Annotated in this window: 9 protein-coding genes; 6 read left to right on the top strand and 3 right to left on the bottom strand. The window is 31.7% G+C overall.

Features of this window, described 5'->3' with window-relative positions:
* The first annotated feature begins 32 nt into the window (after positions 1 to 32).
* The 4 genes from GHT08_RS10330 to GHT08_RS10315 all read left to right on the top strand — a co-directional run bounded on the left by GHT08_RS10330 (position 33) and on the right by GHT08_RS10315 (position 8,509).
* Positions 33 to 3,665, top strand: a complete 3,633-nt coding sequence (locus GHT08_RS10330) for an SIR2 family NAD-dependent protein deacylase (protein WP_163581327.1) — start codon at positions 33 to 35, stop codon at positions 3,663 to 3,665.
* 434 nt (positions 3,666 to 4,099) lie between these two features.
* The gene (locus GHT08_RS10325; protein ID WP_163581326.1) at positions 4,100 to 7,141 is read left to right on the top strand and encodes a DEAD/DEAH box helicase; all 3,042 of its coding nucleotides are present in this window, start codon (positions 4,100 to 4,102) and stop codon (positions 7,139 to 7,141) included.
* Between the two features lie 102 nt (positions 7,142 to 7,243).
* A complete protein-coding gene (locus GHT08_RS10320) occupies positions 7,244 to 7,633 on the top strand; it encodes a hypothetical protein (protein ID WP_163581325.1) in 390 nt (129 codons plus the stop codon).
* Between the two features lie 69 nt (positions 7,634 to 7,702).
* Entirely contained in the window at positions 7,703 to 8,509 is an 807-nt protein-coding gene (locus tag GHT08_RS10315; RefSeq protein WP_163581324.1) for a DUF5677 domain-containing protein, read from the top strand.
* A gap of 684 nt (positions 8,510 to 9,193) precedes the next feature.
* On the opposite strand, the gene GHT08_RS10310 is transcribed toward GHT08_RS10315, so the two are convergent.
* A complete protein-coding gene (locus tag GHT08_RS10310) occupies positions 9,194 to 9,568 on the bottom strand; it encodes a hypothetical protein (protein ID WP_163581323.1) in 375 nt (124 codons plus the stop codon).
* A 751-nt stretch (positions 9,569 to 10,319) separates the two neighbouring features.
* Here GHT08_RS10310 and GHT08_RS10305 point away from each other — a divergent pair.
* Positions 10,320 to 11,201, top strand: a complete 882-nt coding sequence (locus GHT08_RS10305; protein ID WP_163581322.1) for a M23 family metallopeptidase — start codon at positions 10,320 to 10,322, stop codon at positions 11,199 to 11,201.
* Between the two features lie 243 nt (positions 11,202 to 11,444).
* On the top strand, positions 11,445 to 11,666 hold the full coding sequence (locus tag GHT08_RS22175) for a hypothetical protein (protein ID WP_238343544.1): 222 nt from the start codon (positions 11,445 to 11,447) through the stop codon (positions 11,664 to 11,666).
* 156 nt (positions 11,667 to 11,822) lie between these two features.
* On the opposite strand, the gene GHT08_RS10300 is transcribed toward GHT08_RS22175, so the two are convergent.
* Together GHT08_RS10300 and GHT08_RS10295 are read right to left on the bottom strand one after the other, a co-directional pair.
* Positions 11,823 to 12,365: an NADPH-dependent FMN reductase gene (locus tag GHT08_RS10300; RefSeq protein ID WP_163581321.1), complete on the bottom strand. Its 543-nt coding sequence runs from the start codon at positions 12,363 to 12,365 to the stop codon at positions 11,823 to 11,825.
* An 18-nt stretch (positions 12,366 to 12,383) separates the two neighbouring features.
* Positions 12,384 to 13,136: an IclR family transcriptional regulator gene (locus GHT08_RS10295; RefSeq protein WP_163581320.1), complete on the bottom strand. Its 753-nt coding sequence runs from the start codon at positions 13,134 to 13,136 to the stop codon at positions 12,384 to 12,386.
* Positions 13,137 to 13,282: the final 146 nt, after the last annotated feature.

The following is a 13,282-nucleotide window of genomic DNA, read 5'->3' as shown; positions in this document are numbered from 1 at the left end:
GAAGAAATATTTATTGGAATGGAGGCAATAATTTGAGCGAAACACTGATTTACTCATACATTGAAGATATTGCTAAGAGACTTCATGATCCAGCGTTACATGGTGCTGCATCAGTCATGGTAGGTGCAGGATTTTCAAAGAATGCTGATGTAGTTGATGATGAAACTTCTGCCCCAAATTGGGAAGAACTTGCAGTATCTATGTTTGAAGTGTTATATAAGAAACCCAGAAATGAAGCAGACATTAAAGACTGGAAAATTCAAAAGATCAAGAAGACTTCAGGAAAAAATGTATTGAAATTAGCAGAAGAGTTCAAATCTGTTTTTGGAAGAAATAAACTTAACAAATTCATTGAAAACAACATCAATGACGATAAGTACATTCCAGGCGATCTGCACAAGAAGCTCCTTTCATTGAATTGGAGGGATGTATTCACCACCAATTACGATACTTTATTGGAAAGAACTATCGATAAGATTAACGTGAAATTCAACTACAAAATCCTAACAAATCAAAATGATCTGCCAGGAAGCACCCATCCAAGAATAATAAAACTTCACGGTAGTGTCGATAGTTCAAAAAACTACATTATATGTGAAGAGGATTATCGTACCTATCCAGTTCAATATGCACCACTTGTAAATACAGTACAACAAGCCATGCTTGAAACACAATTATGTTTAATCGGATTTTCTGGAGATGATCCAAACTTTCTGAGTTGGCTTGGGTGGCTTAGGGACAATATGGGAGAAAACTGTCCTGCTATTTATTTAGTTGGTTTATTTCAAAACATGAGTTCTTCCGAGAAAATGACACTTGAGAACCAGAACATAACAATTATAGATATTGGGGATATGTTCGATGAGAAAAACAATGTGGGACATCATGAAGCTTTAGAAGCCTTTTTAAATAAGTTGACTGAGTATGGGCAAGTAAAAGATAAAATCTTTGAACCAGTTCCTTATAAGAACATGCAGTCTCAACAAGATTTTCACAAATCTATTAATAATAAATATTTTGAAACTATGGAAGAATTTTTATCTAGAATGAAGGATAAGACAAATGGCTACTTGGCTTTCCCAAATACCCATGAAACAGATAGATTCATCTACTCGTTAAAAGATCACTTCACTGGACTACTTAAGTTAGAACCGAGTATCCAGCAAATTAATACATTATCAAAGATTGTGTATTTATTGAGGCGAGGCTACTCAATTTTGGAGGATCCAGAAGCTAATAAAGTGAAATTCTTGATTGATGCATTTAATGAAGATAAATTGAAAACTGAAAAGTCTCTTCTTGCATCATGGGTTGACGTAGCTCTCTATTTATTGGAAATGTACCGGATAGATGGCAGGGATCAAGATTATATTCACTCGTTGTCAAAAATAGAGAAGGCATCATCGAATCTAGATGGCTATTCTAAAGAAGAACTGCTGATAGAGAAATGTAAGTTCCTTATTGCATCATTTGATTACACTCAAGCTGCTGAGGAAATTGAGAGAATCAATCATAGTATCGCCTTAGATATACAGTTGAAAAAGGTTTTTTTATATAAGCAAATTGGAGAAGATGAAAAGGGAAAAGAACTATTAAGAAAAGCTTCAGCGGCTCTGGCCCAGAAGAAGTATTCTGAGCATAAAACTGCTTCACTCAAAGGATATCTAAATTTATGTGCAAGATCTTTGATGTCTGGAAGGGAATCTTTTGATGATAGTTTCTCGGATAAAGAGTATTATTCAAATAGCTATAACGTAAGAAATATATACAATCAAATAAAAAATGATGTCAGTAATTCTCTTCTACTTGCTTACAATGAATCAAGGGGTGAAAAACCAGGTTTCAATCCGGGTACATACAAAGTAAGTTATGGAACAGCAACCAAAAAAGAACAGGATGCTGTATCTAAGCCTTTAAAATATGTAATGTTTCAGGATCTATTATGTTTACCGAATACTTTTAGTGATCATAAAGAAATCCTGGCATTGGCCTTAAAGGGGATAATTCCAACAAGCTCAATTCCAACTTGGAAATGGTCATCAATAATCCGTACCAATGATATGAAGATTATAAACGCATTCTTCACAAGGGAATTGATAGTATCATCGGATGTAAGATGGATTGAGACTATTTCCGAACAGCTATTTAAGCTTGTTGATAAATTTAATTCTGAAGAAAGTTTTAAAAGAAGGAACCGAATAATTACGCAAGAAACAATTTATGATATTCTATCAAGGTTCTCCATCGTAATGGAGGATGATAAAGTAATCAACTTGAGCGAGAAAATAATAGAACAAAGAGAACTGCTAGATGACCTTGATTCAAGAAGACTTACAGAATTCTTTAGTAGAATTCGATTTTCAATGAGTACAGATATTTTCTCACAATATCTTCCTGAATTATTGTCATCAGATAGTATTCCATTCCATTTTCTAACGGAATTTCTTAATATTGATGCTTTTATTGACCATCATATCGAATTATCAGATGGTATTTTCAACAAAGTTGTTGATGAAATTGAATCAAGTGATGGAGTAACTAGAGATAAGGGTATTGCCAAAATTATATTAATTAAATCAGTTGCTACACTTGATAAATATGAGAGTAAAATTACCGAAGCCCTTTGGGGACAAAGAAGTGATTTAGGATTCCCTAAAACTAGTAACTTCTATGCCTCGATATGGGACAATTTACCCTATCCCGATAATGTTGATCTCGAAAACCTTTATAAGAACTTTTTAGAAAATCCACGATTTATTAGATCGGTAAATGAGGGATTAATTTCGGGGATAGCGACAATTGATGACCCTATAAATGAATATATAGAATGCTTTAGAATTGTATCTGATTTTGGCAAAAAAGGAATGGTCTCATATGAGTTTACATGGACAAGTGATTTTTTTATAAAAATAATTAAGTACATCTATGAATATTTGGATAACGAAAAAAGAGTACTAACATTGAAGCTTGATATTTTCGGAACTGAAAAAGAAGGCAGAAAGAGATTTATTAAGTTAGGTGATTTTGTTGCAATGCTTGTAGCTCAAGCATATTTGTCAGAAGTATATACTAACGATGTAGTAGTTGAAGTAAAGAATGTTAGGAACCTCTTACAGGATAATAATGTTACAACTACCTCTATAGATATCATAGAAAAAGTAATTAAAGATGAAAGTGTTGAAGCAGATATTGATAACCTTATGAACAGAGCAATAATTGGCAAGAGGGATGAGTTAGGTCAGGCAATGAATGTAATTAATCTCTTATTGGTGTTTGAGAAAAAATCTGTGAATAATGTAAAAATTTCAAATCATCTTACTGAATTAATCAATTCATTGAAGTACTTCGATTTATCGAGAAGTAGCATGGTTATCTCCAAATTGATATCTGTAATTGATCATCCACTTCTTATCCAAGAGCACTATAGAAGTGGAATTATTAAAGCTTTTAGGCAAAGTATAGATAAATTGGACTTGTCTTTTAATGAATCCAACAGAGAGCTAATTGATACTATTTACAGTTTATCAATTTTAATAAGAAAATATTATTATAAATTAATTCAAAATGAGATTAGTATCTCAAGAGATTTAACTGCAATAGTTGAAGAGTTAAGCTATTCTAAATTAAAAGAAGTTAGGTATATGTGGGAAGAAGTTCAAGTATGAAAAGTGATTTTCTTAAGGATTTATAGGCTCGTTATTAAGATATTTAGGGGCTATATCGTGATCAAAAGTTGGTTTTTATCCCTTTATTGTAAGAAGTTAGATAATCAGATATTTTAGGTTAGAATATCGTCGGTAAATTGACTTTTTCAGTGGTCTCCATTTAAAATAAGATATTTTTTGGGAAAATGTAGTTGACGCAAAACAGATTGTTTATGATTGAATTAGAGGAAGTTGGAACGGGAATAATGCAATCTTTATTACGGAGTGCAACGATACTGTTTAAAAAATTACTTATCTTAAGAGGCGATTACGGTCAAAGTGATTGTCTCTTCATATTTGTTTCTTACTATTCACTAAAAAAGTTATTGAATAATCTAGCGACAATAAGCAGAATTCTTGAGTGAGATAAGAGTATTATAAGGAGATGGTTGACGTTGAGTTCAATTAAATGGAAAAAACGCTCTTTGTTAAGTTCACGATTGCGTAAGTATCAAATAGACGCTATAGAAACCTCATTAAAATATATAAAAAGTGATTCAACTGACCAGGCTTTAATAAAGATGCCGACAGGAACCGGAAAAACATTTGTAATAGGTGTCTTATCCTGCTTTATTAGTGGATGTAACAATGTGTTGGTCGTTTCACCTTCCTCTGCAATCCGAGATCATTTATATGATGAACTAAATGAAAAATTATGGAAAAAAATGAACATTGATGTTTACCACGGTAAGTCCATATATGAGCTATATCCAAATAATGTTGATGAAATCCTTAATCAGAGAGCTGAAAAAAGAGTATATGTCTCCACAATTCAAGGTTTAACAAAAATGAAAGCTGAAAAACCTGAATTGTTCAATTCACTAAAAGATTCCATTGATTTAATATTATTTGACGAGGGACACAAAGAGCCGGCAAACACGTGGAGTGATACAATTAGAAGTATAGGAACAAAAACAGTTTTATTTACTGCGACACCAATTAGAAATGATTATCAAATATTTACCATTGATGAAACTTATTATTATAACTATTCAATAAAAGAAGCCATTGACGAAGAAATGATAAGAGTTCCTTATTTTAAATTTATTGATCAAGAAAATTTCTCTTCAAATAAGGAGAAAATTCATGATTTTATTAATCAAGTCACTATACTAAGATGGAATTTTATTAATGAAAATAATTATGAGCCAAAAGTAATAATACGTTTTCAAACATTCGAGGACCTAAATATTGGAATTGAATATCTATTTGAAAAAGAAGAGAATGCCGTTGGAATACATGACCAATTTAAAGATACTAAAGATGATAAATATAGGTTCAAGACTGTCCCAAGGAATAATGATGCTATTTATTGGCTAGCTCAAGATAAATTAGTAGAAGGTATAGATGATAGCAAATTTGCAATTTTAGCAATCTATGGTTCTTTTAATAATACAAGGTCATTAATACAACAAATCGGTAGAGTGTTGCGAATAGATAATAATGCTACGTCCCTGAAAAATAGTTGGGTAGTGGCTAGGACAGAGGATTCTTCTCAAGAGGTTGAATGGAACTCTTACATTGATTTTGAAACGAATAATGCAGAAGAAAATAAGCTGCCTATAATAAATTTTAAAAATCACTTCAATGATTTCCTATCTAACCAACCTGATTACATATATGGCTCAAACAGATTTTTAAAGAAATTAAATCTCGATACTGAGTACGATTTTGATGAATCAAAATTGTACTATAAAATGCCGTTAAGAGTGAACATCTTCTCGTTAAAGGAAGGAACTACTTTTGACTATGATGTTTTATATCATCAGATAGTTAAACAAAAGGAACATTCAAATGAATTTGTTCTTAGAGAGCATAAAGATCCGAACGAGGATAAAGGAATTTATATTTACAGTAAGTATAGCAACTCATCAATATTGAGTACTGAGTCTTTTGTTGAGGTTCAACTCGGACTGTTTTTCTTATGGATTGATGAAAGTTTTTTATTTTTTTATGATACTAATAACTACATACCGAACTGCATTCTTGAAATAGCAGAGCCTGTAAGTAATAGTAAGCTACAATATTTATTTAATGACAGTACTGAATTTACTGAAGTAACCTTAAAAAATGGGCTAATAAGTCAAAATAACATCCACCGAAGAGTTATTAATGCTAGAAATATGAAAAATATGGCCCCTGATTTTACTGATAAATACAATTTTTGTACCACGATTACAGGGACTGTTGAAGAAGATAATTCTAAAAATCGAAGGTATATTGGCTTTTCAAATAGTAGGGTATCCGATAGTAGTAGTTATGTGCTACTGATAGATTATTTAGATTGGATAAAAGAGATAGCAGACAAAATTAAAATTGAAGATGGTCAGATAAATGACTTTTTTACGCGGTATGCACCCGTTGTTGATACTCCAGAAAGGACTCAGCCAATATTAATAACATTTAATCTGAGTGAGTTTGATGGATACATAGTTGACAGCAATGAGGAAAAGGTACAAGTGAAAGACGAGAATTATAGGATAGAAGATAATAAGTTTGTCTTAAAGATTGGACAGGGAGAAATCCAAACAAATCTTTTTTTTGACGGAAAAAAATATAAATTAGCTTTTGAAGACAATGCCAACGTTAACAATTATAAAATTACATATTTTGAAAATGAGGAATTTACCATAAGAAATGAAACTCTAATCAGTTTTTTAAACCGATTTCAGTATTTTCATATAGTTACAACCGATGGAGCACACATTTATTATAGGAATGAATTTTTTAAGTGTGAAATACCAACTGAAGCAAATTATTTAGATCCTATCTTTAATGAGTATCAACTAAAAGAAGATAAGATAATAAATAGTGAAAAGGGAACTTTAACAGAAGTTAGACAAGAATGGACCGAGGAATCCTTGTTTTATTTAGTTTCATCTTTAGGTGCTGAATTAGAAGATAGTGAATTGAAGAAGGCGCTAACAGATATGAAATATTTAATTTGTACTGATTTAAACACTGAAATAGCAGACTTTGTTGGTTTAGATACAGATAATAAAAGGATATATTTCATACATTGTAAGGCAAAAAAAGCAAAATATTCAGCTTCAGTCTTTCAGGATATTTGCTCTCAAATAATAAAGAATCTTGATTACGTACATCCGCAAAGTAATCGTGATCCAGATGACTTAGAAACTTGGAATAACGATTGGAAACGAGAAAAGGTAACAAGAAATCGTGTTATTAAAGGTACAGGAGATGCTACTGAAATTTGGAATTTAATAAAAGAATACCAACGAATTCCAGATTCAATCACTTATGTATGGGGACTTACTGCTAAGATGTTTTCTTTACAAGAATACAAGAGACAGAAAAACCTTGGGGTAGCACAAGCGCCTGAAATTATCCAAATAGATTATATTCTAATGAACACATGGGCAGCAGTTCAATCCGTAGGAGCAAGGTTTAAATTTTTCTTCGATAAAAAGGCATAAAAATTAGAATAAATTAAAATGAGGACCGCTGAAATAAAACAACAACAGTTTGCTAAATGTGCAAATTTAAAGTGCTAGTATTATGAAGGGGAATTTATAAATATGAAAGAATTAAATATACAAAGTCTAGAATTGACTGATAGTGTATTTAAAAACCTTGATCACTGTGTTGGAAAATTAATAATAGAGTCAAACGATAAGAACTTAATAAAAGGATATAGTCCTGATTTAAGTATAAAAAATGAAAAAGGTGATTTAGTTTATATTCTAGAGAATGAAAGAAAAATTTTTTTAGGGGATGTTGATAAGGCTGCTTATTATTGTGATATATATGGTAACACAACGGTGTTAATTATCATTATGAAGGAAACTTCAAATCAGACTACTGTTTTACAAATGTCTCAACTTCATTGTGATCTAGAAGTTTTAGAAATGGATTGGGATCAGTTGTTAAGTTCGATAAAGAGCAAAATGAGAAAAACATATAGTTAGAAATGAAGGCGAAGCTGAGTTTCATAATAAGAATTTATAATTTTAGAATTTGATGGGGGGATTATTATCATGGGTATAAATGAAGAAGGATATCTCTCAGAAGAGATGAATGATATAGAAAAGGAGATCTTACATAATCACAATAAATATTTTGATATTGCCAGAAGGCTAAATATATTAGGCCATTCAATGAAATTTAAGCTAAATATACATCATAAGGATGCTCAAGAAATTACAGCAGCCAGTTTGTATGTATCTTTGTTAGAGAGTTTTAATTCAATATACATACTGACATCTAAAGGTCTAATTGTGGACTCTAATATATTACTAAGAAGTTTGCTAGAAAAAACATTAAGGCTTAAATATATTTCAATGAGCTATGAAAATGCATTAGATTACCACAAGGCTTCTGAAAAAGAACGGTTAAAGTTATTAAATTCAATTCATAATGCTAATGAAGGTGTCTTTAGTGATGAGGTACATAGCACAATTAATAAAGAAGAGATAGATAACCTGAAAGAAATGATTGACCTCGAAGGGATAAAAGAACTTCCTTCAAATGAAGTACTGGCTAGAATGACAGGATTAGAGATGATTTACCAAAATGCTTATCGAGTTTTAAATAGTTATGTACATACTAATGCGACCTTAATAAATAAATTTGTAAAGACCAATGAAGAAGGAATGATTACAGATATAAACTGGTTTTCTCATTTTAAAAACATTTCTTCTGACGTTGAACAGGTAATGTTTTCTACCCTCTATTTAATCCTAACTGCAACGGAGACAATTATTGAGTTGTTTGAGTTAGAATATGATGAATTAATACAAAGTCTAACCGAGGAACTTGATCAGTTATTTCCGTTACGTACATAAGGAGTAGTAAATAAGAATAATAGACCACAAACACTTGAACCTTTCCATAAGTGTTATATGTTATAAAATTGAAGATTCATTTGTTATTAGGATACTTATAGAGTAAATATAATTATTCTACAATCAAGAACTAGTGTTGAAGAAGGTCAACTAAAAAAAGTCTTGCTTCGCAGTACAAATATACTAATCAATAGAAAAGGATATGGGTGGATCGTGTAATACCAAAGCCTATTCTTCGGTATAAAAAAGAGGAATAGGCTTTCTCACATCAAAATATCTGTTCTATCTCACGTGGTAAAGTTAGTGGCAATTTCTGGTAAAAAATTCTTTGTTGCTGTAATTAATAGGAAAGTATGTTTTTATGATCAGTTATTTAATTTCTCTTCTATACATGAATAAAAGAGTTATTGTAATCAAATTTTAGAAAATAGTAATACTGGACAAAGTTATAGAAAGCCATGTCATGATTATCACCCCCTTTATCATTTATTAGCTCTCATGAAATAGCTCTACGACCAATAGCTTTAATCACTTTTTCAACTTGAAACCTTCCCATATATCACGTTGTCATGTTGGTATGCTAGGTCTCGTTCTTCTGTATTATTAAAACCATAATCTCATCACCTATTTTAGAAATATCTTCATTTTTATTTGATTGCTTTACGGTAAAATATAAATACAAAATTATATTTGTTTCAAATTTTTTTTATATTCCTCCATCAACTCTCTTAACTTAATTATATTCTTTGAATAGCCAACTTCGATATATTTTAATCCTGAAAGGGCATCTAAGAAAAATCCATCTCTTATTAGATCACGAAGTGAATAAATTTCTGTAATCTTACATGGTGCTGTAAATTTTATTTTTATTATCATTCTTTTCTCATAGTAGTAAACGATCAATTTATCTTCTTTTTTATCATGTCCCAAAATGGGCCCAATTTCATTTTTTATACGCAGGTCTGGATGTTTAAAAACAACATTATTTTCTAAATACCATTTCATTACTGGTTTGTACTTTTCAATAATATTCTTTAAGATGTTTATTTGATCTTGCATGATTTTTTCATAATCCTCAGTTACTTTATGATATATATGCATTTCTTCTTCTAGTTTTTTTATGATCTTGTCGGCTTCAATGGTACTCAGTATTCTCACCTTCTTTACATTGACTTAAATTTTCGGTTTTTTAGTATCCGAAAAGTGACCGATAGTTTTTTTGATTGTATCTTCTCATGTTTCGAGTAACAATATAAATGTTGTTACAACAAGGTTTTTATTAAGTATTTTTAATTATTTTAAAGGTTAATATATGGGCGGCATGATGTAATAAGCTGTTCCAATCCTTGATACTAGGACACGGGGACAAGATCACTGTCCAAAGAGTGCAAAATAATAGAGGCTTCTCATAAGTTGATTTAACTTGTGAGAAGCCTCTTTTTCCATTTTTGTATAAGTCCTTTTCTCTTTGCTGTTCTGGTAAAATAGGGAAAGGAGGGGTTATTGGTTAAATGGATATGCAAACGAAAGATAATCTGAACTTTACGAGTCGCTGCCAAAGTAGACCAGTGGATACTATATCGGATCAATCTCTTTTTACTTGGTATGGTTGTTTTAACTACAAAAGAAGTCTCAGAGACTGAGCGGGAAATCTCAATTCTTTTATTTGGGATTGGTCTCATTTTTAGATTTTATTAGTTAGAATATTATATACGGTCTCTAGGTGTAGGAATAATGCAGAATGATTTATTAGTTTTGCTGAGCAAAGATAGGAAAGTTACTAAACAACCTTAAATTAAGGAGGAAGATTATGCTATTTAATAGAATCGTTATTTTAGTAATGACAGCCATTCTAGCATTTGTATGGATATGCCCTTTTTTCATTGGAGGTATAATGGGTGTAATAAGCTGGTGGGGGATAATGGCAGGGAGTATTTTAGGGATTATCATATCTTTTATTTTAGTGATTCTATTATTAGTGAAATTTATAAGACGTAAAAAGGTCACAAGACATTATTTCATGATGTTAGCCCTATTTTTCATAATGGCGTTACCTTTTAGTTGGTTTTTAAACATTGGACATATTGCATTCCCTGCTAAAATTGAAACTACAGAACCTGCAGTCTCCATAAATTTGCCTCTAAATGAAACGCTAGTAGTTGGATGGGGCGGAGATGATCTTGAATCAAATCAACCTCATGCTATCGTTCCAAACGAACGTTGGGCATATGACTTATTAATCGAACCATATTCAAACGGAAGTAAAAATCTTAATGACTATGGAATTTATAATAAGGAAATTGAATCTCCTGTGAAAGGAACTATTGTAGGGGTTTATGATAAAGAAAAGGATATTACTCCAGGTAGTGAAGAAAATGAAACAATGATAGGTAATTATATATACATCAAAATTGAGGAAACAGAGACATATTTAGTTCTTAGTCATATTAAGCAAAACTCGGCATTAGTAAAGAATGGTCAGAACGTTGATGAAGGTACTCCTCTTGCTAAAGTAGGGAACTCTGGCAGTTCAAGTGAACCACATTTGCATATACATCACCAAAGGCAAAATCCTGCCACCACTAATCTGTTCTTGAGTGAAGGATTACCTCTATATTTTAAAAATATAGACGGGAATAGTATGCCTAAAGGTGGTGAAAATCCTGAAATAATATCACCAAAGCGTAATTAACATTTAATCATTTCCATAAATAAAAATCATAGTTATCTTATTTTCTATATTGATAGATAAGGAGAAAAAAATACAATAGATAGTGTAAAATATATATATAGGTTGTGAATTCGGCTATCTTATAAAAGGTTTTTGTAACTTAGTGTCGAAGATTACCAATATAATCCTTATTTTAAAAAGTTTTCTCTTCCGGGGATAAACGATTATATCCAGGGAAGGGAAGGATATATCCCCGGAAGCGCGGTGAGAGAAGATTCCTCAGAAGAATGGTTGGAGGTATTATTAGTAGTTAGTTATGCTGGAATGTATGGGATTGAAATAGATGCTACTAAGCTGTATTACAGTATTCCAGTAAAAAATAAGAGGCGAATGGTATTCTTATTCGAGCAAGAGTACTTATTGAAAACTTCTACTGATAATAAAAAAATTAATAGTTTGCATGCTCTAAGAGCAAGAAAAAGGTAGATAGTAAGGAAGGAGATCTAATAAATTAAGATGTCTGAATTGGGAAATTTTTACGGCAATGTAACACCAGCATTAAGTGTTATTTCTGGAACCAACCTACTCATACTGAACTCCCCTTTTCTTAACACTTCGAATTGTGTGAAATTAATATTTATATTATACGTATTGTTTCATCCATTCCTGGAACTTTTCAATAACTCCATCTAAAAAGGCAATCGTTGATTCATCTTTTAAGTTCCCTTCAGTGTCAAATTTGTCGTGAACTGCTCCTACATATACTTCATTTCCACTAAAAACTGGAGAATTCAATCCCGTCGCAAATAAGATGTCTCGTAAATGCATCTGCGCTTTTACTGATCCTAAAATCCCCATAGAGGACCCCATAATAATAGATGGTTTACCATTCATAACTTTATCTACTCGACTTAACCAATCAATCGCATTCCCTAGAACACCCGGAATAGATGAATTGTATTCTGGTGTTACCCAAAGAACAGAATCAGCCTCTTTCACTTTTGCTTTGAAATCAAGAACTTCTTGTGGTGCATCTAATTCAATATCTTGGTTATACATTGGAAGGGGAGCCAAGTCTAAAATCTCTACTTCAAATTGTTCTGCATAATACTTTTGAATATGTTTTGCTAGTTGTAAATTATATGAATCTTTACGAATACTTCCTACAATAGCTGCTACTTTCATTTTGTTGACCTCCAAATATTATATGTTGACGAGGGTTTCAAATTCCTTTGTTATGGCTTTACTTCCTACATGTAGCTTTTTAGCAATATGCTTGATATTACTGCAAGAGATTTGATCGACAGGTGCTGCTACTGCTAAAGCAGCTATAACCTTTTGATTACGGAAAATAGGAACGGCAACACAACGAATTCCGGGAATACGCTCTTCATCATCAAATGCATAGCCTTCATCACGAATCGCCTTTAAATGATAACGAAATAGATGTGGATCTTGAAAAGTACTATGCGTTGCGGGTTCGAGTGACGGTTTACTAAGTAAAGACACTAAAGAATCTTCTTTTAAATGAGCTAAGATTACTTTCCCTATAGCAGATTGATGTAGTTTCGAACGATTTCCAATTTCATCATCAGCTGAATGTTGATATGGAGCGTGTATTGCTTGTGTCATCACAAGATCACTTCCGTCCATTTTTCCTACATAGGTACTCATCTTTAAATTTTTCGCTACTTGGTAAATAGAGTTAAAGGAAGCCCAATCCATTTCTGACCGCTTTTCAAAACTTTCGCAAAACATTTTATGATGAATAAAATATTGTGTTTGAAGTTTATATACATATTCCATTTCTTCTAGGGTTGATAAAATTCGAAAAGCCGTAGATTTACTAAGATTGATTTCATGCATTACTTCTTTTAAGGTAATGCCTTTACGCTGTTTTACCAAATCCAGAACAAGAAGTCCTTTTTTTAATGTCGATACTTCATTTTGTGCCATATGATCACCTCATCTGTTGGTAGTATAGTCGGTTACTATTTTTAAATCAAAGTATTCAGCGATAGTTTCATTATATGAAACTTTGTTTATGAATTTTGTCAACTTAAACTGAGGATACTATGATTAGGCTATTAACAAAAGGAGGT

It is taken from the genome of Gracilibacillus saliphilus, from assembly GCF_010994085.1.
GTDB lineage: Bacteria > Bacillota > Bacilli > Bacillales > Amphibacillaceae > Gracilibacillus > Gracilibacillus lacisalsi.
Note: the sequence above shows the minus strand (reverse complement) of the source record. Positions and strands in the feature narration are given on the sequence as shown.